Below are 26560 nucleotides of genomic sequence, written 5' to 3'. Positions count from 1 at the left end.
GACCTATGAAATGCCGTGGCGACCAAACTTCGAATTGGCTGCGGCTGCTGGGTGGGGAACAAGCGCGGCCCTATGCCTGACCGTTGGGGCTGCTTCCGGTCTTCCGCTCTCGCCTTTCCTGTGGATGGCGGCGCTCGGCGGAGGCATGGGCGTGCGCCGTGCCCATCAGGCGTGGCGGCATCACCAAAGGAAATCTCGCCTGGCCGGGAAGCGTCTCAAGTTCGCGTCTATCAAGGAGCTTCAGGCGCATATGAAAGACGGAGCCATCTGGTTGGGGAACGGCTTCGAATGGGATCAGCCGCATACGCAACTGTGCTACGAGATCCTCAAGCGCGACAAATCGAAGATCTTGCCGAAGGTCGAGCAGATGGGGGCGCCGTGGATTCACGGAGTTTCTATGAGCGAAGTAGACCTGCAGCTTCCGATCAACGATACAAAGGGCCACCTGCTTGTCGTTGGAACGACAGGATCGGGCAAGACCCGTCTATTTGACTTGCTGGTCACCCAAGCCATCTTGCGCGGTGAATCGGTCATCATCATCGACCCGAAGGGTGATCGGGAGCTGCGCGAGAACGCGCAACGGGCCTGCGCGGCATTGGGGAAGCCGGAGAAATTTGTCTGGTTCCATCCGGGCTTTCCCGAAAAAAGCGCTCGCATCGACCCGATGAAGAACTTTTCGCGCGCCACCGAGCTGGCGAGCCGCATCGCCAACCTGCTGCCCGGCGAGGGGCCGGCGGACCCCTTCAAGTCCTATGCGCAAATGGCGCTCAACAATGTCGTCCAAGGGCTGGTGCTTACCGGGCGCCAGCCGAACCTTGTCAATATCCGGTCTCACCTGGAAGGTGGTCTGGACGATCTGGTCATCAGATCCGTTTCGATCTGGTGCGAGAAGCAGGTCGAGATGTGGGAGGATGAGGCAAAGCCGTTCCTGACCAACGCGAAAGGCAAGGACGGCAAGGCCCTCGCATTAATCAGATATTATCGCGAAAAAGTCCACCACCGTGCGCCGAATACAGACCTTGAAGGCCTGCTCAGCATGTTTGAGCACGATAGAACGCACTTTGGCAAAATGATTGCGTCTCTCCTTCCTTTGCTCGGGCAACTCACATCCGGCCACATGGGCGGGTTGCTTTCGCCAAACCGCAACAATGATTTTGATGAGCGTCCAATTCTAGATATGGCGAGCGTCATCAACCTGGGACAAGTCTGCTACATCGGCTTGGATAGCTTGACCGACGCGATGGTGGGCTCGGCAATCGGGTCGATCTTGCTCGCCGACCTCGCCAGTGTCGCCGGCGACCGCTACAACTACGGCGTCAACAACACTCCGGTGAACATCTTTGTCGATGAAGCGGCCGAGGTGGTCAACGACCCGCTCATTCAGATCCTGAACAAGGGCCGCGGTGCCGAACTCCGGCTGCTCATCGCCACGCAGACCTTTGCTGACTTTGTGACACGGCTGGGCTCCGAACCCAAGGCCCGCCAGGTGCTCGGCAACGTGAACAACCTAATCTCCCTGCGCGTCACCGACAACGAAACCCAGACCTACATCACCGATGGTCTGCCCACAGTCCGGGTGAAATACGTCATGACCACACAAGGGTCATCGATCGGAACCGGCGGTCACGAGACCATGCAGTTTGGCGGCAACGCTGGCGAACGCCTTATGGAGGAGGAAGCGGAGTTATTCACCCCGGCTCTGCTGGGGCAGCTCCCGAACCTGGAATTCGTCGCCAAAGTCTCAGGCGGACGCCTGCTCAAGGGCCGCCTACCAATTCTCAAGGAGTAGCTGGCGCGATGATTGCCATGGAAAGCGCCATGACGATCGGGCTGACATGCCCGTCATCCGATGATCCATGCGAGATGCTTCGTACCTTTCGCGCTGACCGCAAGCGCATCATGGCCGTCATTCGGCGGCTTGAGATGGATTGGCCTTGCTGCGCGGAGATACAGCGGCGGATGGCCGAGTACATCACGGACGCCTTTACGGCGCCCCCGCTCAAGCGGGGCGGCGCGCCGCTGCCGTTGCTGCACCGTGCTCTGGACAGGGCCTACGACGCCTACGACGCGGCCATGCTCCAGCGCGACGACCTGCGCCTTCTCGCCTTCACCGAAGCGGCGTTTTCAGAGGTGGGGCGGGTACTCGCCGGGATCACTGTGACAGACAGCAGCGAGCGAACGTGGGCGCCCGGCCGGGGGGCTCCGATGCTGCTCTGGTTCGGCTCGGCGCACCGCGACGTGGCGCGGTACACCCTGCGCTCCGGCGACCGTACCCAAACAGCGGCGCAGATCACCGCGGCCGTTGCTGACTTCGCCCTAACGGCAACACACCGCGACATCCTGAAGGAGGCCAGCCATGGCGGCTGAGTCACAAAACAGCACCTGGGCACGCTGGCTCCTCTGGCTTATCCTCGGCGAGTTCGTGATGATCGCTGTGCTGACACCTATGCTGGGGCGGGACGCTCTGGACTGGCTAACGCGCGTGGAGCGGCAGTGGTCCCTCGCCGAACTTGGCCTTAACGCGACGCTGTGGATCGAGAAAAGCGGTTTCGGTGCCTATGCGACGATCTTCCGTGACACCGGGGTCGAGCGAAACGTTTACGAGTTCTTCCTGCCGACCCAGGACAAGATCGTGGAGAGCCGCGGCCTGGAAGCGCTTGGGGCAAATCTCTACTTCCCCATGGTCAAGGCCGGACTGGATGCGGTATTCGGATCGTTGCAGCGGCTGTTCGTGCGGCTGGCGGCCGTGGTGCTATGGCTTCCCGTGGTGCCGCTGTTCCTAGTTCCGGCGGTCCTAGACGGGATGATGAACTGGCGGCGCAAGCAGTACACGTTCGATTACCCCTCGCCGCTGGTGCACGGCTATGCGGCTGCGACGGCAAAGTGGCTGCTTGTCGGCCTGCCCATGACGCTTCTCCTGCCGGTGCCGATCCCGCCTCTGCTGGCACCGTTCTTCTTCATCGCTGTGAGCCTTTTGCTGATGCTGGTGGCGTCCCACACGATGAAGCGCATCTGACCGCCCCCGGCTCCCGCAGTCGGCGCAATGGTGTAGAGCGGCTGGGCCGGAGCATGTCTCCGGCCCTCTGTCATTGGAGCAGCCGCCAGTCGTCGTCGAACATGGACGAGGTAGAAGCCCGTGCTTTCGGAGCACGTCCGTCCGTTCCGCGCAACTGAGAAAAGCGACGTTTTCCAGCGTCTTTCAACGGCGCGGAGCCGAACCGAAAACGGGCATAAATGTGCCAGACGTGCAAGGGGATTGGCGCATGGATCCGGTACAGCTTCCGAGACAGATTGACGAGCCGCCCACGGTTCTCCTGTGGAATACCGATGAGCTGGCGCCCATCGTGCTCCTCCACGTCATCGGTATTTTCACCGGAAACGTGCTGATCATGACCGCGCTCGGCTTCGCCGCCTCGTCTCTCTACAAGAGATTCCGTGACGGGCACCCGGACGGTTACTTGCAGCACCTGCTCTATTGGATCGGGCTGATGCCCACGAGCGCGCGGACAATCCGCAATCCGTTCGCCGATCACTATAAGCCTTGAGCCGGGACACGCACAGATGCACTTGAAGGATTTTCTGGCTTCCTGGCAGGGGTCCAGAGCTGAGAACAGGTTTCAGAGGGCAGCCAACCTCGGCCTTCTCGGCGTTACCCTCCTGCTGGCCATCAACGCCATCGCCAAAGACAAGACCGTGGTGATCGCGCCGCCGGAACTGACCAAGGCGGTCGAGGTGTCGCGGTCGTCGGCCAATCAGGACTATCTGGAGGCTTGGTCGTGGTCGACGTCCATGCTGCTCGGCAACATCACACCAGCGAATGCGGATTTCGTGCGTAAGGGTCTGGAGCCGCTGCTGGCGCCAGACATCTTCCACGGTGTTATGAAGTCCGTCGAGAACACCATCGCCGAAATCAAGCACAACCGCATCACCGCACGGTTCGATCCTCGCAAGATCATCTATGAGCGGGAGACGAGCAAATATTTCGTCACCGGTTATCGCGTCGTAACGGGGCCCTCTGCCGATGAGAAGCGCGAGGAAGCGACCTACGAGTACACTTGGACCGTACGGAACTTCCGGCCGCAAATCACCTCGGTCACGAACTACGAGGGAGCCGCGCAGACCTCCGCAGAGAGAGAGCGCCGGCAGCAAATTCAGGAGCGCGCCCAGCGGATCGAAGATCTGAAGGCTCGCAAGAACCAGGAGAACAAGCCGTGAAGCGGGTCCAGCCCATCATCCTGGCCAGCGTGAGCGCCTTCGCCGTTCTCGTCGGACACCAGATCGCGCAGGCGCAAACTTCGGAGCTGCCGGTGGCGCCGCTGAGCGAGATTGAGGCCGCCTACAACAACTCCAAGGCCGCCGCTCCGGCGTCCGATTTGGAGACCCTGCAAAAGGCTATCCAGGAGGAGATTGACGCGCGGGGCGGAAAGCCCAACGTAGCGGTGCCCTCTCAAGCGCCCAAAGGTACTGCACCGGCAACTCCGGTCGCCACGACCCCACCGCGATCCACAACACCGACCACTCCCGCTACGACGCAGGCAGTGGTTCGGTCCGGCACCGCAGCGGCTCCGAAGGTTGAAAGCGCGGTGGAGCTTCCGGCCGTGCCCTCCAGTGTCGTTGCTCCAGGCGCGGCTCCACCGCCCGAAGACCTGGCAGCGATGACCCAGCCTGCCGTCATCACCATCCGGCCTGGCACCACAGAGCTGTTGGCGGTGGCCGAGGGGCACGCCAACCGCATCGTAACGCCGTTTGCCGAACCGGCGGTCATGACGACAAGCGATGCCAAGTTCAAGGTTTCCGGAAACGTCGTCTACGTGTCCACCACCTCGCCGGCGACCATCTTCATCACGCCGAAGGGAGATGAATCGGTGGCGATTCCGCTCGCCCTTGTACCCCGGCGTGTTCCTCCGCGCGAAATTCAGCTGCAGTTGCCTCGCGGCGGAGTCTGGAATGCCTCGTTTGCCGCCGGCGGGGCTGCGACGGCTGGCGCTGCTGGCGTTGCTGGCAACAAGAAGGCGCAGAACTGGGAGGAAAGCCAGCCGTACGTCGAAACGATCCGGTCGATCATGCGCGATATCGCACTCGGCACCGTGCCCAGCGGCTATCAGATGCGCGATATGGAGCGTGGCGAGACACCGGTCGGGTGCACCGGGCCGGCCGGTATCACGTTCCAGTTCGGTGGCGGTCAGGTGATGGAGGGGTCACACCTGCAGGTCGTCATCGGCGTTGTCTCCAACCAGTCAGGATCGTCCGTCGAGCTGGCCGAGCCCTGGTGCGCCGGACCGAACGTCGCGGCGGTCGCATATTGGCCGAACAACGTTCTCGCTGCCGGTCAGTCTACTGAGGTCTTCGTGATCCGTCGCCCAGCGCTGCCGTCGGACACCGACGCGCGTCGGCCGTCGCTGCTGACACGAGCGGGAGCGGTCCGGTGAGCCTATTGAACATCAATGAGCACTGGCGGAACGCGAACCCAACGCTCCGTCGAGTGGTGACCGTCGGTGCGATCGCGGCCTGCTTGATCACGCTAGTCGCGATTTTCCAGCCCGGCGATAGAGTCCGTGCCTCGCGCAAGGATCCGAACGCGATCCAAGAGAATGTCCTGCTCGACAAAAACACGCGGCAGGTGACGCTCGACAGCATGGCAGCGCGAATTGAGAACCTGGAAACTAGCCTGGAGAAGAAGGAACAGAAGATCGAGCGCCTGGAGGAGGACCTGAAACGCAAGCAGCGCGAACCGGTGGCTCCCAGCGATCCTGATCGATCTGCGTCGGAAATGCAGCTTCAGGAATTGCAGAAGCGTGTGGGGGACCTTCAGCAAAAGCTTGCGGATCAGGAGAAAGGCACTGCGCCGGCGCAGGGAGGTCGCTCGCCTATTGGCCGTGCGCCTACCGAAATGGCGCAGCGTCCAGGACCGACGCCCGCCGCTGTTCGCCCGCCGACCGCACCGCCGAGCTCGGCAGAGATGTACGAGAAGAGCGGCCAGCCCTCAGGGCAGGGGCAATCGGATGGAGGCAAGGTCGAGCGTACCAACGCCCCTGCATCCGGGTCACAGGCTGCCGACGAGATCCGCGTGGTGGTTGAGGAGGTTCCAGAGACCCCGGTGGACGAGATGCAGGAAGAAACTGCGCAGAATTATCTCCCGTCCGGCTCCATTTTCTCCGGCACCCTCATCACCGGCATGGATGCCCCCACGGGCAACAGTGCGCGGAAGGAGCCGTTTCCTGCCCTCTTGCGCATCAAGCATGACGCCATCCTGCCGAACCGCTGGAAGGCGGACGTGAAGGAGTGCTTCCTGCTCGCTGCAGGCTTCGGCGATCTGTCATCTGAACGCGCGTACCTGCGGGGAGAGACGATCAGCTGCGTCACCAAGCAAGGGAAGGTGCTGGAAGCAAATTTCCCCGCCTATGCAGTTGGCGAAGACGGTAAGGCGGGCATCCGCGGGCGTTTGGTGAGCAAGCAGGGGCAGGTTATCGGCCGCGCGCTAATGGCTGGTTTTCTCGATGGCGTGAGCAAAGCGTTCGATGTGAAGCCGGTCCCAGTCTTGGCAACCAGCAACACGGGCAAGACGCAGTATGCCGACGTGTTCGCCGGTGAGCAGTCGCTGCGGTCCGCTGCTTTCGGCGGCGCATCGTCCGCGCTCGACAAAATCGCGCAGTTCTATCTCGACATGGCGTCCAACATCTTTCCCATTATCGAGGTGGATGCAGGCCGCAAGATCGATCTCATCGCAACGCGTGGCATCAGCTTGACCTTCAAGAAAAAGGGCAAGGAGCAAGCGCTCCAGGACATGCGGTTGCCGGGCCAAGGCCAACAAGGCTCCAACGCCGGGGGCGGGCATTCCGGGCTCCTGGGATCAATGTTCGGCTTTGGGGGCAACGGTGCCGGCGGCATGGCCGGTAATGGGCCACGCTGATGTTTGAGAAAGACGTTGAAAGTCGCTGTCTTTCGGCGGCGCGAAAAAAATCAGAACCCGGCAAACTGCCTCCGACACAAGGTTGCGAGAAATGAGCCTAAATTCCTCGAAGGTCATGGCCTGCCTGGCGCCGCTCCTCCTGGGCGCGTGCTCCAACCTCGGGATCGGGGCTGGCGACTACAGCTGCTCGGGAATGCCGCAAGGGGTCTCCTGCAAGAGCGCCCGCGAGGTCTATGAGCTGACAAACACCCGCGACGCGGTCAACGGTTTGACGCTGAGCCAGGAGACCCAGCGCAACACCGAAGGTGCGGCGGAGACCGGGCTGGTTCAAACCATGCGTAAAGCGGCAGCGTCCGATCCCTCGGCACTCGGCGGTTCCCCGGTCGGGTACGGCGCGACGCCCGTGGCTTACACCGACGATGGCCGTGTGCCGATCCGCACACCCGCTGTCGTCATGCGTGTTTGGATTGCCCCGTATCAGGACACCAAGGGGGATCTGCATATGCCGGGCCTCGTCTTCAGCGAGGTCGAGCCGCGCAAGTGGCAGGTCGGTCTGCCCGACGCGGCGTCTGGTTCCCCGACGGCCTTCCGGCCCCTTGAAGCGACTGCTCCCAAGGCGAAGCCGCCGGCCAACGATAGCGCCCCGGTCCGGCCGGTAAAAGCTGCGGACAAGTCGGAGCACGTTTCCTCAATCCCCGTAAAGCAAGGGAAGTAGCAAGACCATGAAGCACCGCATTCACCCCAACACCCAGGTCGCGCTGGCGCTCGCGCTGATCGTCGCCTTTACCGCGGGCGATGTGTTCGCTGGCACAGGCGGCACGGCTTTCGACGACATCTGGCTGACGCTGACCGATTGGACCCAAGGAACGCTCGGCCGCATCATTGCCGGCTCCATGGTCGTCGTCGGCTTGGTCGGCGGCGTCGCTCGCCAGAGCCTTATGCCGCTGGGCCTTGGAGTTGGCTCAGGCATGGGACTTTACAACACCCCTACCGTGATCGATTCGATTATGACCGGTACTTTGCCCGTGCAGGTCTCGGAAGTGATCGCGACCACTCCGGTGCTTCCCATCTGAGACATCCCGCACGCAGGGCGGCACGGACAACAAGGGCGCTTCCACAGTGGAAGCGCCCTTTTTCTATGTTCGGCCGGAGCCCCTCCGGTGCAGTCGGAGGCTTGGGCGACGTACGGCGATCCTGCCGAAAGATGATGGTTTTGGATGCCTTTCGACGGCGCGAAGGAAGGCTGCGTTGTGGAACTCTCCAGGCTGCGCGTAACCGGCTCCGGTCGGCGGGTTCGCGCCGTGCTGGAGAGGGTCTATGAGAAAAGTCACCGCGGCCCTGCTGCTCTCGATCATTGCCATGCCGCTCGCCTCCTGGGCGCAGAGTGGCCCTTCGCTTGAGCTGCGGGTGAAGAATGCCGGCGAGGCGACGGGGCCGGAAGGAGCGACGTATCCGAGCGTTGTCAGCCCTGCCGCGTCGCGGCCAGACGCAGTGGTGAGCGGCAGCGCCGTCACCATCACAGACTTTCGTGATCTGGTGCTCTCGGTCAATGGGGCGCCGGCGGCGGCAACCAGCGTCACGTTGCAGAACGGTGGGAGCAATGCCGGGCGGGCCGAGGCGCTGGGGCTCTACATGGACAAGCCGCTCACTGCCACGATAAGCGCCGGGACGGAACACTTCACGATCACCGGCGACAATTGCTCCGGCGCCCTGCTCGGGCCGCCGGGTGACGCGGGAAGCACCTGCCAGGTTACCGTCCAGCCACGCGCCAGCTGGTTCGGTCCATTGTCCGGGACTCTGCGCCTGAGCACCGGCGGCTACACGATGGACGTGCCGCTGTCGGGCACGGCGCGGCATTTCGATCTGCCCAACCTGACGATCACGGCCGTCGCGGGCGCACCCGCGTCGCTGAACGTCGCCGGCCAGACAGAAGGCGAATGGCGCGTGTCGGCCCCGGCCACGTTCCGGATCACCAACACGTCCACCGAAGAGCCCACAGACATGCTCGTGGCCCTGTTCGGTGGAGACAAGCCGGGCAGCTTCGAGTTCGTCAGCAACGCGTGCTCTGGGCAGTCTCTCGGGGCAGGCGCGTCCTGCGATATCACGGTCCGAGCACGCGCCGATCGCAATGGCAGCTACGCCGGTACGCTCCTTCTCGCGAACCACAACCAGCCCAGTGTTGCGCTCGCAGGAACAGCTACGGGCTTCTTGCCGGTGGAGTGGAAGACCGCTGCATGGGGGGCGTGTGACAACGCCTGCGGCACGTCCAGCCGGTCACGGTCGGTATGGTGTGAGCGCTCTGACGGCGTGACCGTCGCCGACAGCTTCTGCGGGGCCGGGAAACCGCAGATGGTTGAAGCATGCACCAGCTACGCCACCTGCACCTACGCTTGGCGGAGCGGCGACTGGGGGGCCTGTGCCAATGCCTGCGGAGGCTCCAGCCAGAGCCGCGCGGTCTGGTGTGAGCGCTCAGACGGAACCTCGGTCGATGGCAGCAACTGCGGTTCGGCCAGCCGGCCAAACGACTCTCAGAGCTGCACCAATTATTCAGGCTGTTCGTACTCCTGGGTGGCGGACGGCTGGGGTGGTTGCTCTGCCTCGTGCGGCGGCGGCAGCCAGTCGCGGTCGGTCTGGTGCCGACGCTCCGACGGTGCGTCGGTCGATGGCGGCAACTGCGGCTGGGGCAGCCGGCCAAACGACTCTCAGAGCTGCAACACGCATGGATGCTGTGTTGGAAATGTGGGCCAGGCCTGCGCCCGGTATTGGTGCCAGTCCACCTATGGAGACTCCTGCGGTAATTGGATCGCCACGCCGTCTACGTGCGAGCAGTACCGCGGCGGATGGATAACGTCCTGCTCTGAAGGGAACAGCATCTGCTGTGGCGTCAATGATGGTCGGATCCAGTGCAATGGCAGCTGCCAATAAGCGCTGCCTAGCGGTGAACTCGCGCACCTCCTACTGGGGGGCTGCGCCAACACCTGCGGCGCCCCCAACAGGCTGGCATCAACAACCTTCGCCGCGGCTTTGTCGGCTGCAACTGCTCTTGGGGTCGTGGGCCGAATGGATAGGAGAACCGAAGCTGTGCAATCGTTGACTTCCGCGAACAGGGGGAACTGGACTCAGTCCTGGCGACGGTGCATATCGCGGGCACGGTCTTGCGGCGCTCCTCTCCATGAACACGCCAACCGGCTGAGGTTCAAAGCCCTCTCCGCGGGGACGGCTATCGGCGTTATTCTGTTGATCGCCAGCGGCGTTGCAATGGCTGAGAGTTATGGCGGCACAGCGCCCCACAATGAGCATCGTGCGGGCGATGCCACGTCGTTCAAAGTGACCGGACCGGGAACCAATGTAACTGGTGATCCTGTGATCTTGACCCTCGCCAACCGCGCCGAGGGCTACAAGATCATCACCGACAATCCTCTCCCGTCTTCCTGGGTGGGTGATTACAAGCTTTCTGCAACGACGAGAGATGGGAATGGGGCGTCGGCGACCCGGGAGTGGACGATCACGTATGCTCCAGCCACCGTTCCCGTTGTGACAGCTACCGCCAACGAGATCTGGATCCCAGGGGTTCAGCACAGCTTTCGTAACGGCGCTCGCCTAAACCCGCTGACCACAGACGTCTGGAAACTCCCAAACGGGGGCACGCTTGGCGGCACGCACGAGATGCGTGTTTCAATGCACAAGGACTCAAATGTCTCGCTGGTGATCGCCGGCGTGAGGATCAATCCCGGTGATGTCGGTGTGCCGATCGGCTCCTACGATTTTACCACCGCGTCTGGAAAGCTCTCGCTGCCTATGATGGCGGCGGAGGACGGGCGGGAAGGGCAGGCGCGGCTTTGGATCACCACTGTCGCTCCGAACAGCCCTGGCGTTGATCTCCGGGTGAACACCTGGGTGCCGCATGTTGCCATGAAGGCTGAATCCTGGTCCGTGCGTCAAGCATTTGACATGGCGAAGCTCAAGGTCGAGCCGATCGCTGGAAACCGATGCGAACTGACGTCCAGCCGTTCGACCGCGCGATCCAGTGACGCACTGGCCGCTCCGAAATGCCTCGTTGAGTGGGAACCACTGCCGACGGACCTCAAGCCCGTAACCGCGCTGACGCCCATGGCGGAGGGACGCATGTGGGTCCACGGAGCGTACGACGTCGGCTACAAGATCAGCTTGATCGATCCCAGCGATGTGCAGGTGCGTGTGGCGTCTGGTACAGCGACACTCACAGTTACGCCCATCGGCAATCTTCTCGCCTACCAGCCGCAGCGTTCGTCAGACCGCGCCTACCGGCTGGTCCAGCCGTTGGAAGTGATGTTGAAGCAGTCTGCGGGGCCGTCCTGCGACACGTATTGGAGCTATGAGGGAGCAGAGTATCGTTCCTCCGATGCGGTGGTGCGCTGTGCACTGACATGGACGGCGTTGCCCAACACGCTGTCCCAGGATCAGTATTGGGTGCGCCCCTTCCTGAAGGGTTCGCTGGAGCAGGCCGGCACTCAGGAAGTGCGGTGGAAGGTCGATGTCATCACCCCGCTGGGCTCCAAGATCCCGGCTGGAGAAGGATCGTTTGCGTACAACGTGATTGAGCCTCCGGTACCGGCAATCACCGAGGACATGCTGACCGTTCTAAAAGACGGTCTCTACGCGGTCTCCCGTGACGGCGGCTACGCAGGCAACTCCGTGATCAAAGGAGCTAACGCAGTCTACCGTGTCTCGGTCGCGCGCGGAGGAGAGGTGATCGAGGATGGTGAGTTCGACGCCTCCCCTTGGGGAGAAATGAGGGAGATACAGCGGCGCCTGAACGCGGTAGAGGCGGAGCTGTGGAGCCGCACACCCTGGACTGTGAAGGCCCGCTATTCGCAGATGCCCGAAAACAAGTCCGAACGGACGTTCGAACTGCTTGCTGTTCCTAATGCCAACATCAAGCCCGTAGTTACGGTGCCGACAACGTTCATGTTGGACACCCAGGACCTGCCGGTCGCGGTGGGCATTCGGGACGTCTACAAACAGGAGGCGGGCTACAATGCCGAGACGATGGGCGTGTGGGAGATCCGCCTCGTCAAGTACATCGACTATCAGACGACCGAGCCGCTGACCGAATTTGTCTCGGCGGACAACGGCGACGTTTCGTTCACGCTGCCGGAGGGCACCTTCGACACCGGCTACGTCCGCCTCACGGCTGAGGCGCGCGTCAAGTCGCCGGTTCCGGAATACTCGCGCACCGAATTTGCGATCCGGCCGCTGAACCTCACCGTCGTCAAGGGCGGTGCGATCGGCGCTGGCCTGACGGCACGCCGGATCACCGGTGAAGCACCGCTCACTTCCATCTTTAGTCTTGCCCTCGATCACCGCCTGGACGCCACTGCGCTGGGCACCGTGACCTGGCAGGTGAGTGCTGATGGTGGATCGACGTGGAGCGTTGTTCCGCCAATGCGGAACAACAAAATGCGCCTGTCGTACACGTTCCCGAAAGGTGAGTACGATGTGCGTGCGGTCCTCCAGAACAAGTTCTCCGGTGCGGAACACACGACAGATCCGATCCATGTCATCGCTTACGACGTGCCGCAGGGCAAGTTGGACGGCCCTGAGCACGTTTTCCTCGGCGGCAATGGTCATTACAAGCTGCTGCTCACGCACAAGGGCGAGCCGGTAACCGACGAGCAGGTCTCGGTCGAGTGGTCACTGGATGCCGGGAAATCCTTCACCCCCGGCAAGCTCGAATTCAACGTCACCCGCAACGAACCGGAGCGCATGATTCTGGTCGCCCGCGCCCGCATGCTGGATGCACCTCCCGACGACCCGTTTGCGTGGCGTGAACTGCGGCGGCGCGTCAACTTCGTGCCGGTTCGCCCGCCGATGATCCGCATCGTCGGACCGGCCCGTGTCGAGTACCCGCAGACCGGCACGTTCCGCGGCGTGATGGGCCTGCCCCACCGGAACATGGATGTGGAACTGCGTGGGTGGTGGACACTTCCCGACGGGACGCGTGTCGATGGTCCGATGCTGACCTGGGGGCCTACATCGGAGAATTTGGCGGCCGACACGGTGACCCTCACCTACCACGCTGAGATTGTCGGGTTCGACGGTACCTTGGGCAGCGAAGACAAGCGCGTGAGGGTTTGGGAATACGTCTGGCCGGAGTTCAGCCTGGAGCCGACCAGAAGCTCGCAGTATGCGCCGGCGGATGTGACGGTGCGCCTGCGCCAGATCGGGCGGCCCATGCAGCTCGACAACCCGACCTACAACTGGTCCCTGCCACCGGCCGCCACATTGCTCGAGGACGCCAACCAGACGATGCGCGTTGTCCGAACCGAGACGCCAGGGGCCTATCCGTTTTCCGCGTCCGTTTCCGACACTCGCGGCCATTCGTCGACGGTGAACACGACGGTGAACATGCTTGCCGCACCGAACTACAACATGACGCTCGCCGTGTCCCCGTCCAACCCGTACTACCGAGCCCCTCTGGATCTAACGGTCAAGCCTTCGATCACGGGGGGCCATCCAAGCGACCGCATCACATCACTCGCATACTATCTGAACGGAGCGCCCACCGGGACCACAGGGTCCTATTCGAAGATGACCCTGGGCGAGGGCACACACACGGTGGAGGCGCGAGCGAAGACGCTGATGGGATGGAGCTTTGGGGCTTCGCAGACCGTCACCGTGGCGGCCAATACGCCCCCTCGCTGCACCGCCACCCTGCGGGAGTGGACGAGTGGCTGGATTTACTACGCCGATTGCCGCGACGACGATGGGCGTGTCGTAGGCTACCGCTGGACGCTCGATGGCGAACCGGTTGCCTTCAACTCGAACCGGATCTCGGTATCGAAGCTGTCCCGCAGCGATACCCCGGTTGTAACGCTGCGGGGGGTTGATGACTCCGGTGCGGAGTCACCTGAGGTGACGGCTGGGACCGAGGCCGAACCGGCGGAGGTTCCCCCGGCAACACCATAGCGCCGCCCCCAAGCAGTAAGGATGTGAGGCAAAGGTCCGGTTTATGGCGCCGGGCCTTTAGGCCTCTCGGGCAATCATCTGCGCATGTTGTCAAGTCTGGGCACGCCTGAGAAAGACGCTGATTTCACGCGTCTTTCGACGGCGCGAAGAAACCGCCGAAATGAGTAGCCTCCGAGCCAGAATTTCTCTGCACTTGGAGGATTACCGTGCGCGTCGCACTCGGACTTTCGGTCGCTCTTCTGGCCCTGTCCTGCAGCTTGGGACCGGCCTCGGCCGAGACCGAGGCGCAGATCAACCGCAACGCCTTGACGGCCGGGATCACGGCAATGGAAAAGCTCCCCTCCGGCGGCTTTACCGCTGTTGAAGGCGAGGGCTTTCCCGGGATGGCCTTTATCTCCGACAATGGCCGCTATGTGCTGCGCGGTGAGCTTTACGACACTTGGACTGGAAAGCGGGTGAACAACCTGGCCGACCTCCGCGACAACGCGAGCCGCGTCCATCTCTCCAAACTGGGTGTAACGCCGGCTGAGTTGGGCGCATTCCGCTACGGCACCGGCGCGAAGGAAGTGACGATCTTCGTCGACCCCAAGTGCCCCTACTGCCACGGCATCTTGCAGCAGATGCCCGCGCTGGCAGGCAAGTACACATTCCAGGTCATCGTCGTTCCCGTCCTCGGCCAGGAAAGCGAGCGGCTGACGCGGATGGTGTCCTGCGCGACCGATCCGGCCGCGGCGCTTGCATCGCTCATGGCCGGGCCAATACGCGACAGCCTGCCGCAGAACGAAAACTGCAACCTGCTGCCCATCCAGAAGCGACTGGTGACGGCGCAGCTTGTCGGTGTGAAGGGTGTTCCCTTCATGATCGCGCCGGACGGCCGCACCAAGGGTGGGCTTCCTCAGGACCTCGACAGCTGGCTGGAGGGCCGGATCTGATGCCCCTGAACCAACGCTACAAGTCCGATCGGTGCGGCGAGCTGCTGATGCCGCTCGCCTACGAGCCTGACAGCGAGATCTTCTACTGCGCGGACCAAACCATCGGCTTTGGGTTCATGTGCCGACCGCTAACCTCTGGTGATCCTAAGGCGGCCGAACGTCTCAACGTGATGCTAAAGGATGCGTGGCCGACCGATACCATCCTCCAGTTCATTCTGCTTGGTTCGCAGAACATTCAACCGCCCTTGTTCCACATGCGCCAACTCCGGGCCGGGCAGGAAGACCCGCTGCTGCTGGAGACGGTGGAGCAACGTGCGAAGTTCCTGACGGCCGGCGTCAATGACCCTGTGGAGAAGCGCAGCGGCCTCCGTGTTCGTGACATCCAGCTTCTCGTCACGGTTAAGCTCCCGCTCTCCGGCAATGAACCCACCCAAGCGGAGTTAGACCGGGCCAGCGAGCAGAAAGTCACGGTGCAGAAGAGCCTTGAGTCGGTGGGGCTCGCCCCGATCCCCCTTACGTCGCAAGCATGGCTGGACGTGATGGTTCCGCTCATCAACCAGGGCAAGGACGCCTCCTGGCGCCTCGATGGAACCAGCGAAATCGAAACGGACAAGCTGCTGCGCGATCAGGTGTTCGATTACCAGACCGACCTGAAGGTGAACGCAAAGGGCTTGTCGCTCGGCGAAACCCGCGTTCGCACGCTGTCGATTAAGCGTTTCCCGCAGCGCATCTATTTCGGACAGGCGGCGAACTTCATCGGAGACATGTGGGAAGGGATCCGCGGCATTCGCGTTCCCTTCATGATCAGCGCCAGCCTTCATTATCCGGATCCGCAGAAGGCCAAGGCAGGTCTTTCAACGAAGCGGCAATGGGCGACCAACCAAGCGATCGGTCGTATGCGCATATTCGTGCCGAAGCTGGCGCAGAGGAAGGACGACTTCGACGTTCTCTTCGAGGCCCTGGACGACGGTGACAGAACCTGCCGCCTCAGCCTCTCCATGACCCTGTTCGCTGACGATGACGATGCCGCCACGGGCGCCGTGTCGAGCGCTCAGGCCTATTGGGGCGAGATGGGCTATAACCTGCTGCCCGACAAGTTCTTCTGCCTCCCGATCTTTCTGAACGCTCTGCCATTCGGTGCGGAGAAGAAGGCAATCAAAGAGCTGTTTCGCTACAAAACCATGGCTACGCGTCAGGCCGTGCCGCTATTGCCAGTGTTCGGTGATTGGCGGGGCACGGGCACGCCGGTTCTCAACCTCATCAGCCGCAACGGTCAATTGATGTCGCTGTCCTTGTACGACAGCACGTCCAACTTCAACACCACGATCGCCGCGCAGAGCGGCTCCGGTAAATCGTTTCTGACCAACGAACTCATCTCGTCAACACTTTCCATGGGTGGGCGCGTGTGGGTGATTGACGTTGGCCGGTCATATGAAAAACTGTGCGAACTGCTCGATGGTGATTTCATTCACTTCGGGAAGGGCACTGCAATCTGCTTGAATCCGTTCGAACTGATTCAAGCAATGGAGGACGGCGAAGACTTCGAGGATCAGGAGGACGTCCTCGTCGGTCTTCTCGCCGCCATGGCTGCTCCGACCGAAGGCCTCAGCGATTTGCAGACCCAGGAAATGAAACGGGCACTGCATGAAACGTGGGAAGCCAAAGGGAACCAGATGGTCGTGGATGACCTGATCGAGTGGTTCCTGCGAGAAGGAGAGGCCCGCGAAGACAATCGCATCAGCGATCTCGGGCATCAGCTTTACAGCTTCTCCAAAAGCGGTCAGTACGGAAAATACTTCAACGGCAAGAACAACGTCGCGTTCAACAATCGGTTTACCGTGCTGGAACTCGAAGAGTTGAAGGGGCGCAAGCACCTCCAGCAAGTCGTCCTGTTGCAGCTGATTTACCAAATCCAGCAGGAAATGTATCTCGGCGAACGCGATCGTCCGAAGCTCGTAATCATTGATGAGGCTTGGGATTTGCTCATGCAGGGCGACGTTGCCAAGTTCATCGAGCATGGCTACCGGCGGTTCCGCAAATACGGCGGCGCGGCCGTGACCATCACCCAAGGTGTCGGCGATCTCTACGCAGCACCGACCGGCCGAGCCATCGTCGAGAACAGCGCGAACATGTACCTGCTGGGTCAGAAGCCCGAGGCCATCGATGCGCTGAAGAAGGAGAGCCGGCTGCCGCTCACCGAGGGAGGCTATGAGCTGCTCAAGACCGTCCATACGGTTCCGGGCGAATACTCGGAGATCTTTGCAATCACGTCGCACGGATGCGGCATCGGGCGGCTCATCGTCGATCCATTCCGCCAGCTGATCTACTCGACCATGGCCGAGGAGGTGAACGCCATCAAGCGGCTGACCGCGCAGGGCGTTGCTGTTCGGGATGCCGTTTACATGCTCATCGAGGAGAGAAATGGTGGAAAACGCCGCTCTGCCGCCTGACGCACAGGCCGCCCCCAGCACAGCCTCTGACGAAGTGGCAGCTCCATCCTCGGCGAAGCGCCAGAACGCGGGCCGCAAGCCGGACGTTCTCGACGGTGTGCTCCGCTTCGTGCTTACCGTGGTGGTGAGCGTCGGTGTCGCCTACCTCGGGATGGGGCATCGGGTGGCGCTTCTAGAAGCGGAGGTCGCAGCCCGTCCGCCTGTAATCGTCGTCGACTTCACGAAAATGGCGACGGCGCTGAACGGGCAGCCGGCCGATGCAATCGCAATCGCGATGGGTCGGGTCCGGGGTGACATTCGCCGGCTTCAGGAGGATGGGTACATCGTGCTGGATGGCCAGTCGGTGCTCGCAGCCCCGGACGGGGCGATGATGATGCCAGCTGCCGCTAAGCCGGTCTCGCCACCGGCACCGCAAGCAGGCGGCCAGGAGAAGAGGGAGTGACAGGCGCCGCCGCACCCCGGCGGGAACCGTGGGGCCGCTTTGCCTTGAAGGCAGGAGCGCTGCTGGTGGCGCTCTACGCCGCCGGCGCCTATGTGACCGACCGGTACCGTATCGGAATCGACCCGCAAATCTCCCGGTGCCTGCCGGACACCCGGGTGGTGCTGATCGATCGCTGGGACAAGAACATTGAGCGCGGGCAACTCGTGGCCTTCGCGGCGAATGGGCTCACGCCCTACTTCAAGAACGGCACGACGATGGTCAAAGTGGCTGACGGTGTGCCTGGCGATCACGTCGCCGTCGGCGAGGCGGCCGTCACCGTTAACGGAGCCAAAGTGGGCGAGGGGCTGGCCCTTGCACGCACCCTAGGCCGGCAGGCAGGTGACTTCGCTCGTGAGCTGGTGGTGTCGCCTGGAGCAATCTGGGTGATGGGCCGGACTATCGACTCTTTCGATAGCCGGTATTGGGGTGAGCTGCCTGTCGCCCAGATCGTGGGACGGGCTTACCGCCTCTTCTGACCCGCCGTCCAAGGAGGTCCCATATGCTCGCGCTTCTTCGGCGTCTTACTACGACGGCGGCTCCGGTGCGCGGAGAACCGCTGGCGAGCCCTACTCACGGCCCAAGTGCTCCTTTTCCCGCCGATCCGCCGACGGATGCGCATCATCGAACCGACCGATGCGCCGTGACCGTGTGTGTCCGTCCGATGACCGGCGCTGCCTTTGCTGACGACATCGCGGCCTGCTTACCGGCGCCAGATGGACTTGTGCTGCTTCTGGCTGATGGCGCCGGTGCTCGTGGGTGCCGGGCTCCGCGCCTTCTGCTAGGGACGGTCCAGAGAGCGGTGAAAGCCATGGAGACGCCTCCTACCGGGCATGACCTTGCGGCAATTCTCGTCGCCGCTGACGCTGCCCTGCACAAGGCTGACGATGGGAGCACGACGGCCATTCTCGGCTACCTTGGCGGAGGTCGGCTGACCTTTGTGAGGGTAGGGGATTCAGAAGCGTGGTCGAGAGATGAGGACGGCCCGGTTGAGATTTCAGGGGGCGAGCGGAACCAGAGGGTAGGCGCCGGAATCACCGATCCCTCTCCTTGCGTGATTGGTGCCAGCACCGATCCGATTGTGATCGGCTCGGATGGGCTCTGGCGCTACCTCTGGCCGGAAAACGCTTTGGCGCTCCTGAAGCTGTCACAGGGCCGGAGCCCTGCAGCCGCGCTGGCATCTGCGGTTCAGAGCCGGTGGGGCCAGTTCACCGACGATCTGTCGGTTATCGTCATCCTGTCATCACCATAGCGGGCGCTGCTGAAAGGCGACGATTTCCAGCGTCTTTCGGCGGCGCGGATCGATTGCGGATAGCGGTAGTCTTGGGGGCCTTGGACGGGAACCCTGTCCCGATGCTCTCGAGAGTCCGATGCTCGAAAAAACTATCACCTTGCTTGATTTCGCCTTCACATTAGTCGGCTCCTTTGTCGTTGCCGCCATGGTCGTGGCTGGCCTGTTTTTTTGGGCCGACCTGATCTGGACGGGAACGGAGAGCACCGAGCTCCCAATCGACTTCGAATCACTGGCGCCGCCCGCCATCGTGACGGTGATCGCCGCGGTTGGAGCTCGGGTTTATCTGGCCCTGACCGGCAGCAAGCCGACCAGCATGCGCGAGCAGTGACCTGCTGGTGCCGCCGTCCCACCTGACCGCGGCTGCCGTTTCAACATCCCCACACATTCAGGACCGTCCATGCGCAGTTTCGCCCTGTTGCTCCTTGGCGCGACCATCCTGGCCACGCCAGCAATCGCGAATGATGAGATCCGAGCCATTGTGGAGAGGGCGCAGCGTATCAAGCAGCAGGCAATCACGCAGCCGCCACCCGCGTGGCTCTATGGCAAGGATGCCGCCGAGCGACAAATGTCCATGCCTGACGATGGACCCGCCGCCGGCCAACCTCCGCGCGACGACGGCCTGCGGGTGAGGATCCTCGCATCTTGGGCGCTGGGAGATGCAGCGCTGAAGGAACTCTTCCAAAGCGTTGCCGGCCGCGACGACGTGCAGGTGGTCTTCAGGGGCGTTCTGCCAGGTGAGACATTCGGGCAGGGCGTCCGCCGGCTTCACGCCATGCTGCGGGACATGGACCCGCTGCCGAACGTGATCATCGATCCTACGGTCTTCCGGGACCTGTCCGTTACGGCGGCACCAGTGGTCGCCTACATGGACGGCGCGAATGTGCTCGCCCATGCCACCGGACTTATGTCCCCGGATTTCATCGCCGACAAGGTGAGGGAGGGCGCGGCTGGCGATCTCGGTGTTCTCGGCCCCACAGTTGAGGTGGTAGAGCCCGATCTGATCGAGGTGTTGCAGGCGAAAGCCAAGGACTTCGATCTTGAGGGCTACAAGCGCCGAGCCCGTGATGAGTTCTGGAGCAAGGCCCGGTTCGACGAACTGCCAGAGGCAACGGAACGACGGGTGCGCTCTATCGATCCGACCGTCGTAGTCACCAAGCCGATCACCGATGCTCAGGGGCGCGTCCTCGTCGAAGCCGGACGCCGGATCAACCCGCTCGATAAGCTGCCCTTCACTCAGAGGCTGGTCGTCTTCGACGCCCGGTCTCCCGGCCAAGTGGCAATAGCCGCCAAGCTCGCTGCTGAGATACAGGGCAGGCGGCGTGTCACGTTGGTCATGACGGCCATCGATCGGGAAGGTAGCTGGGAGGGCCTCGACAGGCTGGAGCAGCGTGTTGATGGCCCGGTCTATCTGCTGACCCCCGACATCAAATCCCGCTTCAAGTTAGAGCGCGTGCCGGCGCTGATCGAGTCCGATGGGCGCGCCTTCGTCGTCACCGAGATTCCTCCAGAGAAGGACAAGCCCTGATGCGCCGCCTTTTCGCCGCCGCCGCTCTGGCCCTTGGCCTCGTTGCAAGCCCCGTGTCGTCTGCCTTGGCTGATCCGGCTTGCCAAAACTCTGAACTGTTCTCGGGAAAGCTCCTCACCGACATCTGCTGGGGCTGCATTTTCCCCATCAAGGTCTCAGGCATCCCCCTGGGCGGGGGAAACAGCCGAGTGCCGGAAGGGGCCACCAAAAAGGCGCTGTGCCTGTGCAACGACCGGGCGGGGCTGCCGAAGCCGGGCATGACCATTTCCATGTGGCAGCCGGCGCGAATTGTGGAGCTGGTGCGCAAGCCTGGATGCTCGATGGCGCTCGGGGGAATCACGTTGCCGATCTCCCGGCGCATGCAGGGCACAAAGGGCAACTCGGAACTCGACTACGGTGACAGTGCCTTCTATCACTATCACACATACGCGTTTCCGTTGCTCATCATGCTCGACCTATTCGTCGACAACAATTGCGTCAGCGACGGCTTCTTCGACTTTGACCTCATGATGATTTCCGAGTTGGACCCGACCTGGAATAACTCGGAGTTGGCATTCTTCACGCAGCCCGAGGCCGCAGCCGTCGCCGATCCCATCACGCAGTCGGCGTGTGTGGCGGACGCTGCCGCCGCAACGGCTGGGCGGCCGATTACGAAGATGTTCTGGTGCGCTGGCGCCTGGAGCACATCAATCTATCCCTTCTCAGGATGGGACGAGGCACTGGGCTCTTTGGCGGAAAATACCAACCTCTTGGCCGCGCGGTCCATTGCGGCGGCTCATCGCCGCGGGCTCTCCTGGCGGACGATGGGGGATGACGCGCTGTGCGCCGGCCGTATCGATCCTATGTTCCCCAAGTCGCAGTATAGGTGGAGTATGTTCTTCCCGCTGCCGGAAACAAGAAGTGATCATGTCACTGGGGAGTCCGACTGGCGTTGGGGGATGGGCAAACAGATCCCTGCCGTGGGGGAAGATACTATGTTTATTCTTTGGCGCTGGGTCGACTGTTGTTCATCATTCATGTAAGACGTCGATAGTATAGAGGGAAACGCGACGTTTATTCATGATTAGGGTCGCGTTTGCCAGCCCGTTTCGGAAGTTGTCGCTCACGGGGTGAGGGTCTGACGTAAAGGCTGTTGGGAGGGAACACACACGCTGCCGGAGGCCACTGATGTGGGCGCCCGAGGAGCCCAGTCTGGTTGGCGATTAAGACGCCAACCTAGCCCTGAGCGATGACCAGTATCGCGTGATCGCCCCCCCCTGATCCCGTCCGCCAAGCCCGGCGGACCGCCTCGCAGTACGGACTGCGCCGGCTGCTGGACGCCCTGTTCTACGTAGTGCTGACCGGCCTCCAATATGGTCATCTGCAGCCCCCGCCGACCTTTCCGCCCTGGCCCACGGTCTACCGGTACTTCCGCGCCTTCCTGGAAGCCGGCGTGTGGGAGGCCCTTCGCCACCATCTGTTGGTGATGCGGCGCGAGCAGGAAGGCCGCGATCCGACGCCCACGGCCGCCATCCGTGACTCCCAAAGCGTCAAGGCGACGGCAAAGGGCGCGCCTGAGACTTTGACTCGGCCAGAAATATGACGGGCCGCAAGCGTCACATCGCCGTCAACACCTCGGGCTTCCTGCTCCGGCGTCCTCGTCCACGGCTCCGACAAGCATGCCGCTCACCCCACCAGCCTCAGCTTGACGATACCGGCGGAGGTGTTCCACCGCCGGGTACCGCCGAAGATGATCAGGGTAGCATCCTGATTGACCTCATCCAGTTCAGCATCAGGTCCGGCCACTGCGCTGCCGGCAACCCGGCGGCGAAGCGCAGCGAGAAACCGTGGCCACCTTGGCGGAAGATATGAACCTCCGCCGGAACACCGGCTTTGCGCAGAGCGTCGTAGAAGAGCAGCGAATTGGTGACCGGCACGTCGGCATCATCGTTGGCGTGGAACAGGAAGGCCTGCGGCGTCGAGGCGGTCACCTGCCGCTCTGTCGAATAGGCGGCAATCAGCTCAGACGACGGAGACTCGCCGATCAACTCCTGGCGCGAAACAGTATGGGTGAACCGCTCGTCCATCGTGATGACCGGGTACCCCAGCGCTAGGAAGTCAGGCCGGGCAGAGAGTTGGTCCGCCGAATCGACCGGTTCATAGACCTTGCGCTCATACCCGGTCGCGAGTTGCGAGGCGAGGTGGCCGCCAGCCGAGAAGCCAAGCACTCCCACCCGCGCCGGGTCGATTCCCCATTCGGCCGCGTTGGCGCGGATCAGGCGGAGCGCCCGTTGGGCATCCATCAGCGGGGCGTCGGTCAACTGGGCCTTACCAGGCAGCCGGTAGACTAGCCGGAACACGGTCACGCCGGCATCGGTGAAGCGCGGCGCGATTTCGTCCGCCTCCTTGTCGATGACCACGCGCTGATAAGCGCCGCCCGGGGTGACGAGAAGCGCCGTGCCGTTCGGTGCCGCTGGCCGGTAGACCAGCAACTCCGGCTTGGTGATGGCCAGCACGGCGCGGTCCTTGATGGCCGGATCCTTGCTGCGCTCCAACACTTGCTGCGGCAGGGGAAATTGCGCGGAAGCGAGCGGGCCAATCGGCCATAAGGCGATTTCCTGCCGGTCCTCCAGTACTGCGGCTGTCGAGGGGGCAGGGTAGCCGGCGGCGATCGCAGCCGTTCCGAGTACGGTCACCGCGACCGACCGGACGACCCACCTGCGGAAATTATTCAGACACGGCATTGTTTCGGATACTCCCTTCCTGCTGGCGCTTTGCCGACACAAAGGCGCTGGATCGCCAGCTTTATGGTTCTGTCGAAGCGGCACCAGATTGATATATTAGAGTACGAGTGCCCCGAGCTTGACAAGGGAGGAAGTCGGGCCGACGAGGGAGTACTCGTGCCTCCTGCGGCTTGCCCGAATGACGGGCGGAGTGTTTTCGATGGGCAGCGTCAAGTTGAAGGTGAATGCGCTTCTTCTTGGACGCTCTCCATTTTGCGAGTGGTTTAATCGTTTTCGCAAAACGGGCTGACGCTGATCAGCGTCCGGCCTATCGCTGGTGGATGCTTCATCCTTGTTCCGCGGCGCTGGGTGGTCGAACGATCCCTTGGGTGGTTCGGACGGTGGCGACAGTTCTCCATGGGTTACGAGGAACGCACCGGCGTCGCCAAGGTCATGGTCACACTCGCCCATATCGGGATCATGATGCACCGCCTCGTTCACCTTAACCGAAGGCGCCTGCGGTCACCTGACTTTTGCACGGGCTGTGAGTTGCGGCGCTCTTGCGTCCACCGGGTGGGTGCAAAGCTCCGCTGAGATGACACCCTCTAGCAGAAGACCATGAGTGGTTCCAGGATCCCAGAGGATGGCTTGATAGCGAGGTGATGAAAGACGCGGAAAACATGCGTCTTTCAGCGGCGCGCAGGAGGTTTGCGATAGGCGATAACTGGAGGCTGAAAACTCTGTGGCGTTTCGCCGCTTCCGCCTCGTTCTTCGTCCGCGTGAGACCCCCATGAAACTGCTACGCACGTCTTGGCTCGCCCAGCCGATCGCGGCCATAGTCGTATCCGCGCTGGTGACCGTGCAGACTGGCGCGATTGCCCTGGCCGCGGATCCTATAGCCACCGGTGCCGCCGCAGGCCGGGCAGTAGGTGGTTCCATCCCGAACGTGAATGACCTCTTTTCAGCCCAACCGGACGGTCAGGTCACCCTGTGGCCCAACTCCTCGAAGCCGCTCTCGCTCTCCTCGGGCGATATGTTTCCTGGTTCAAACGGCCAGAACGCCGACAGCACCCAAGCGCTCTACGGTAACGACAGCGCCATGATCAATGCTGGCACGGACGCTCACAAGCGCTTGAAGACTGAGGGCAGCCGCACTGGTGACGCCTACCGGACCTTGGTGGGATCGTCCAATGTGACGAGGCCGAACCTCGACAATGATCCACTCTGGGCTAAGTCCGATTTCACCTGGAATAACCTACCGGCTGATTTCGCCGACTGCTCTACAAACACGACCTTTAGCAAGGGGTCGTATTCAGTCCACGTGCCCGACTACAAGACCTGTGAGAGGGTCCAGGACCAGAGTCAGAAGTGCACCATCATCCACGAGTACCGTGCTGGTGTTCTTGAGCACACAGGCGGCCCGGCTAACCTATCCAGCTGTGGCCCTGGCTGTGTGGACATGTGGATCGGGACAATTGGTGACAACTACTGGACGGGAAGTTGTACGATTTACCAAGAGTCTATTGAGGTTGATGTATTTAATCCTGAGGCGGTGACTAGCGCCACGCTAGTACACGCTAAGTGGGACGACTATATGCAGGTCTACCTCAGGAATACTAAGGTGTGGCAAGGACCAGATTGGCGCTTCGCTCCGGAAACGGAAGGACCGTGCGAATTGGCCACAGAGTGGGAGGCCTCGCCCAATGTCGATGTAACATCGTTCTTCAAAGTCGCTGGAAAGTTAGAGCTTCGCACTCGCGTGTCCGTGGGCGTGAAAGGTGAGGGATATGCTAGAATTCGCATCCAGTATGATCCCACCAAAATTCTTGCGAAGAGCGAATACTATCCGCCTGAATGTAAGAAGTCGCTTCAGGGAGTGTCCGATGGCTTTTGTGTGGGCACGGTGACATGCACTGATATGCCTATGACTGATTCATCTGGGTGTGCGACAGTAAATGGGATACGCCTGTGCCCAAGCGATTTTACGAACTCCCCTATGCCCGCCGGCACCTCTCCGCTGTGCCGCCGTGCCTCGGTAGACGCTCAGTGCAACTTCTATAAAGGCCAGATGGACTGCTGGACCGATGCGCAGGGCCAGAAGCAGTGTCCAAAAACCAACGGAGAAAACCTAGCTTCTTGCGCGGCTTATGAGTCGAACCCGTCGTGTGGCTTCATTAAGTCCAGCTGTGTTGAAGGGGCGCTGGGTGCCTCTGGAACCTGCTATGTGCACGAGGAGCAATGGGATTGCGGCAACTCGGCGACAGTGCCCACAGTGACCCGCAATACGACGACGAGCTGCCCCGGCCCCATCCGGTGCATGGGCACGGATTGCGTAAACCCCCAAGCGGACTTGAGCAACGACTTTGCCCGTGCCGCGGCCACCCTATCGGCTGCGCGCTTTATGGCCATGGATGCGTAAGCGCTACGAGCGCACCCTTCTTCCCGAAGCGTCATCCGTAGCCGAGATTGCGCGCGGGTTCACGGGAGACGGAGGGCACGATGGGAGAAGGCGTCAGGCTTCATCCCAGACTTGAAGCCATGGATGAAGGCAGGCCATATCGGCGGATTGAGGTGATCACGGGGCGGCGGCAGCGGCGCTCGTATACGGCGGAGGAGAAGGCGCGCATCGTGGCTGAGAGCGCGGCGCCGGATGCCAACATCTCCGAGGTGGCGCGGCGCAACGGGGTGAACCGCGGTCTGCTCACGGTCTGGCGTCGGGAGGCGGGCATCGTCCCGCAAGCGGCTCCGGTGGAGACGCCGCTGTTCGTCCCTGTCACAGTTGCCGAGGAGCCCCCTCCTCATTCAGAAGATCGACGTCCGACAGCCCGGGAGACGGTGCCGGGCCGGATCGAGATGGACTTGCGAAGCGGACGGCTCGTGTTCCACGGCGCGGTTGATCCCGGCCTTGCGGCGGCGGTTGTTGCAGCGGCGCGGGGGCGGGGATGATTCCTCTGCGCCCCGACCTCAAGGTCGTGGTGGCGACGCAGCCGGTCGATTTCCGCAAGGGCGTTCACGGCCTGGTCGCCCTGGTGGCCGAGGCGCTGAAGGCCGATCCCTATTGTGGTGACGTCTTCGTCTTCCGTTCCAAGCGCAAGGATCGGCTCAAGCTCCTGGTCTGGGACGGCACCGGGGTTATTCTCGCAACAAAGTGGCTGGAGGATGGGGGATTTTCCTGGCCTCCGATCCGGGACGGCATGGTCCGTCTGAGTGCTGTTCAGTTCACGCTGCTGCTCGATGGATTGGAGTGGTGCACAGCCTCGCCACCGTCGATCAAAACGCCTCGCTGGATGGGCTGAAAGCATTGAAACGCCTGGGTTCTGC

Annotated in this window: 24 protein-coding genes; 23 read left to right on the top strand and 1 reads right to left on the bottom strand. The window is 62.2% G+C overall.

What is annotated here, in order from left to right; translation table 11 throughout:
- Nucleotides 1-10: 10 nt before the first annotated feature.
- The 20 genes from traD to ABNQ40_RS35240 all read left to right on the top strand — a co-directional run bounded on the left by traD (nucleotide 11) and on the right by ABNQ40_RS35240 (nucleotide 22119).
- Nucleotides 11-1789 (top strand): conjugative transfer system coupling protein TraD, encoded by a 1779-nt coding sequence (gene traD, locus ABNQ40_RS35335; protein WP_377806745.1) that lies wholly within the window; start codon nucleotides 11-13, stop codon nucleotides 1787-1789.
- Nucleotides 1790-1797: 8 nt separating this feature from the next.
- Entirely contained in the window at nucleotides 1798-2367 is a 570-nt protein-coding gene (locus ABNQ40_RS35330; RefSeq protein WP_377806649.1) for a hypothetical protein, read from the top strand.
- A complete protein-coding gene (locus tag ABNQ40_RS35325) occupies nucleotides 2357-3016 on the top strand; it encodes a DUF4400 domain-containing protein (RefSeq protein WP_391349790.1) in 660 nt (219 codons plus the stop codon). The genes ABNQ40_RS35330 and ABNQ40_RS35325 overlap by 11 nt, the downstream gene beginning before the upstream one ends.
- Nucleotides 3017-3263: 247 nt before the next feature.
- Complete coding sequence (gene traL / locus ABNQ40_RS35320) at nucleotides 3264-3545, top strand: type IV conjugative transfer system protein TraL (RefSeq protein WP_109154410.1); 282 nt, start codon at nucleotides 3264-3266, stop codon at nucleotides 3543-3545.
- Nucleotides 3546-3561: 16 nt separating this feature from the next.
- Nucleotides 3562-4215: a TraE/TraK family type IV conjugative transfer system protein gene (locus ABNQ40_RS35315; protein ID WP_377806651.1), complete on the top strand. Its 654-nt coding sequence runs from the start codon at nucleotides 3562-3564 to the stop codon at nucleotides 4213-4215.
- Entirely contained in the window at nucleotides 4212-5429 is a 1218-nt protein-coding gene (locus ABNQ40_RS35310; protein ID WP_377806652.1) for a type-F conjugative transfer system secretin TraK, read from the top strand. Before ABNQ40_RS35315 ends, ABNQ40_RS35310 begins: the two co-directional genes overlap by 4 nt.
- A complete protein-coding gene (locus ABNQ40_RS35305) occupies nucleotides 5426-6910 on the top strand; it encodes a TrbI/VirB10 family protein (protein ID WP_377806653.1) in 1485 nt (494 codons plus the stop codon). Before ABNQ40_RS35310 ends, ABNQ40_RS35305 begins: the two co-directional genes overlap by 4 nt.
- Nucleotides 6911-7001: 91 nt before the next feature.
- Nucleotides 7002-7625: a type IV conjugative transfer system lipoprotein TraV gene (traV, locus tag ABNQ40_RS35300; RefSeq protein WP_377806654.1), complete on the top strand. Its 624-nt coding sequence runs from the start codon at nucleotides 7002-7004 to the stop codon at nucleotides 7623-7625.
- A 7-nt stretch (nucleotides 7626-7632) separates the two neighbouring features.
- Entirely contained in the window at nucleotides 7633-7983 is a 351-nt protein-coding gene (traA, locus tag ABNQ40_RS35295; protein WP_377806656.1) for a TraA family conjugative transfer protein, read from the top strand.
- A 244-nt stretch (nucleotides 7984-8227) separates the two neighbouring features.
- A complete protein-coding gene (locus ABNQ40_RS35290) occupies nucleotides 8228-9835 on the top strand; it encodes a thrombospondin type-1 domain-containing protein (RefSeq protein ID WP_377806657.1) in 1608 nt (535 codons plus the stop codon).
- Between the two features lie 312 nt (nucleotides 9836-10147).
- The gene (locus ABNQ40_RS35285) at nucleotides 10148-13858 is read left to right on the top strand and encodes a hypothetical protein (RefSeq protein WP_377806658.1); all 3711 of its coding nucleotides are present in this window, start codon (nucleotides 10148-10150) and stop codon (nucleotides 13856-13858) included.
- A 206-nt stretch (nucleotides 13859-14064) separates the two neighbouring features.
- Nucleotides 14065-14790, top strand: a complete 726-nt coding sequence (locus ABNQ40_RS35280; RefSeq protein WP_377806659.1) for a DsbC family protein — start codon at nucleotides 14065-14067, stop codon at nucleotides 14788-14790.
- Nucleotides 14790-17240, top strand: a complete 2451-nt coding sequence (traC, locus tag ABNQ40_RS35275; protein WP_377806660.1) for a type IV secretion system protein TraC — start codon at nucleotides 14790-14792, stop codon at nucleotides 17238-17240. The genes ABNQ40_RS35280 and traC overlap by 1 nt, the downstream gene beginning before the upstream one ends.
- The gene (locus ABNQ40_RS35270; protein WP_377806661.1) at nucleotides 17212-17682 is read left to right on the top strand and encodes a hypothetical protein; all 471 of its coding nucleotides are present in this window, start codon (nucleotides 17212-17214) and stop codon (nucleotides 17680-17682) included. Before traC ends, ABNQ40_RS35270 begins: the two co-directional genes overlap by 29 nt.
- Entirely contained in the window at nucleotides 17679-18197 is a 519-nt protein-coding gene (locus ABNQ40_RS35265; protein WP_391349785.1) for a S26 family signal peptidase, read from the top strand. The genes ABNQ40_RS35270 and ABNQ40_RS35265 overlap by 4 nt, the downstream gene beginning before the upstream one ends.
- Before the next feature lie 332 nt (nucleotides 18198-18529).
- Nucleotides 18530-18970, top strand: a complete 441-nt coding sequence (locus ABNQ40_RS35260; RefSeq protein WP_377806662.1) for a hypothetical protein — start codon at nucleotides 18530-18532, stop codon at nucleotides 18968-18970.
- A 118-nt stretch (nucleotides 18971-19088) separates the two neighbouring features.
- Nucleotides 19089-19340, top strand: coding sequence for a hypothetical protein (locus ABNQ40_RS35255; RefSeq protein WP_377806663.1), 252 nt, complete (start codon nucleotides 19089-19091; stop codon nucleotides 19338-19340).
- A 69-nt stretch (nucleotides 19341-19409) separates the two neighbouring features.
- The gene (locus ABNQ40_RS35250; protein ID WP_377806664.1) at nucleotides 19410-20537 is read left to right on the top strand and encodes a TrbC family F-type conjugative pilus assembly protein; all 1128 of its coding nucleotides are present in this window, start codon (nucleotides 19410-19412) and stop codon (nucleotides 20535-20537) included.
- Nucleotides 20537-21559: a TraU family protein gene (locus tag ABNQ40_RS35245; protein ID WP_391349782.1), complete on the top strand. Its 1023-nt coding sequence runs from the start codon at nucleotides 20537-20539 to the stop codon at nucleotides 21557-21559. The genes ABNQ40_RS35250 and ABNQ40_RS35245 overlap by 1 nt, the downstream gene beginning before the upstream one ends.
- A gap of 311 nt (nucleotides 21560-21870) precedes the next feature.
- Nucleotides 21871-22119: a hypothetical protein gene (locus ABNQ40_RS35240; protein ID WP_391349780.1), complete on the top strand. Its 249-nt coding sequence runs from the start codon at nucleotides 21871-21873 to the stop codon at nucleotides 22117-22119.
- 151 nt (nucleotides 22120-22270) lie between these two features.
- Here ABNQ40_RS35240 and ABNQ40_RS35235 read toward each other — a convergent pair whose 3' ends face one another.
- Complete coding sequence (locus tag ABNQ40_RS35235; RefSeq protein ID WP_377806666.1) at nucleotides 22271-23212, bottom strand: alpha/beta hydrolase; 942 nt, start codon at nucleotides 23210-23212, stop codon at nucleotides 22271-22273.
- 817 nt (nucleotides 23213-24029) lie between these two features.
- On the opposite strand from ABNQ40_RS35235, the gene traN reads away from it, so the two are divergent.
- The 3 genes from traN to tnpB all read left to right on the top strand — a co-directional run bounded on the left by traN (nucleotide 24030) and on the right by tnpB (nucleotide 26535).
- Complete coding sequence (traN, locus tag ABNQ40_RS35230) at nucleotides 24030-25658, top strand: conjugal transfer protein TraN (RefSeq protein WP_391349777.1); 1629 nt, start codon at nucleotides 24030-24032, stop codon at nucleotides 25656-25658.
- An 80-nt stretch (nucleotides 25659-25738) separates the two neighbouring features.
- A complete protein-coding gene (gene tnpA, locus ABNQ40_RS35225; RefSeq protein ID WP_391346194.1) occupies nucleotides 25739-26185 on the top strand; it encodes an IS66-like element accessory protein TnpA in 447 nt (148 codons plus the stop codon).
- Nucleotides 26182-26535: an IS66 family insertion sequence element accessory protein TnpB gene (gene tnpB, locus ABNQ40_RS35220; protein WP_391346191.1), complete on the top strand. Its 354-nt coding sequence runs from the start codon at nucleotides 26182-26184 to the stop codon at nucleotides 26533-26535. The genes tnpA and tnpB overlap by 4 nt, the downstream gene beginning before the upstream one ends.
- The last annotated feature ends 25 nt before the right edge of the window (nucleotides 26536-26560 follow it).

Origin of the sequence: Azospirillum sp. A23, assembly GCF_042938965.1 — a bacterium.
Taxonomy (GTDB): Bacteria; Pseudomonadota; Alphaproteobacteria; order Azospirillales; family Azospirillaceae; genus Azospirillum; species Azospirillum melinis.
Note: the sequence above shows the minus strand (reverse complement) of the source record. Positions and strands in the feature narration are given on the sequence as shown.

Bases quoted from the DNA above. Each gene is read 5' to 3' on its own strand.
- traD (WP_377806745.1), top strand. From the start codon at position 11: ATGCCGTGGCGACCAAACTTCGAATTGGCTGCGGCTGCTGGGTGGGGA.
- ABNQ40_RS35330 (WP_377806649.1), top strand. From the start codon at position 1,798: ATGATTGCCATGGAAAGCGCCATGACGATCGGGCTGACATGCCCGTCA.
- ABNQ40_RS35325 (WP_391349790.1), top strand. From the start codon at position 2,357: ATGGCGGCTGAGTCACAAAACAGCACCTGGGCACGCTGGCTCCTCTGG.
- traL (WP_109154410.1), top strand. From the start codon at position 3,264: ATGGATCCGGTACAGCTTCCGAGACAGATTGACGAGCCGCCCACGGTT.
- ABNQ40_RS35315 (WP_377806651.1), top strand. From the start codon at position 3,562: ATGCACTTGAAGGATTTTCTGGCTTCCTGGCAGGGGTCCAGAGCTGAG.
- traV (WP_377806654.1), top strand. From the start codon at position 7,002: ATGAGCCTAAATTCCTCGAAGGTCATGGCCTGCCTGGCGCCGCTCCTC.
- traA (WP_377806656.1), top strand. From the start codon at position 7,633: ATGAAGCACCGCATTCACCCCAACACCCAGGTCGCGCTGGCGCTCGCG.
- ABNQ40_RS35290 (WP_377806657.1), top strand. From the start codon at position 8,228: ATGAGAAAAGTCACCGCGGCCCTGCTGCTCTCGATCATTGCCATGCCG.
- traC (WP_377806660.1), top strand. From the start codon at position 14,790: ATGCCCCTGAACCAACGCTACAAGTCCGATCGGTGCGGCGAGCTGCTG.
- ABNQ40_RS35270 (WP_377806661.1), top strand. From the start codon at position 17,212: ATGGTGGAAAACGCCGCTCTGCCGCCTGACGCACAGGCCGCCCCCAGC.
- ABNQ40_RS35260 (WP_377806662.1), top strand. From the start codon at position 18,530: ATGGAGACGCCTCCTACCGGGCATGACCTTGCGGCAATTCTCGTCGCC.
- ABNQ40_RS35255 (WP_377806663.1), top strand. From the start codon at position 19,089: ATGCTCGAAAAAACTATCACCTTGCTTGATTTCGCCTTCACATTAGTC.
- ABNQ40_RS35250 (WP_377806664.1), top strand. From the start codon at position 19,410: ATGCGCAGTTTCGCCCTGTTGCTCCTTGGCGCGACCATCCTGGCCACG.
- ABNQ40_RS35245 (WP_391349782.1), top strand. From the start codon at position 20,537: ATGCGCCGCCTTTTCGCCGCCGCCGCTCTGGCCCTTGGCCTCGTTGCA.
- traN (WP_391349777.1), top strand. From the start codon at position 24,030: ATGAAACTGCTACGCACGTCTTGGCTCGCCCAGCCGATCGCGGCCATA.
- tnpA (WP_391346194.1), top strand. From the start codon at position 25,739: ATGGGAGAAGGCGTCAGGCTTCATCCCAGACTTGAAGCCATGGATGAA.
- tnpB (WP_391346191.1), top strand. From the start codon at position 26,182: ATGATTCCTCTGCGCCCCGACCTCAAGGTCGTGGTGGCGACGCAGCCG.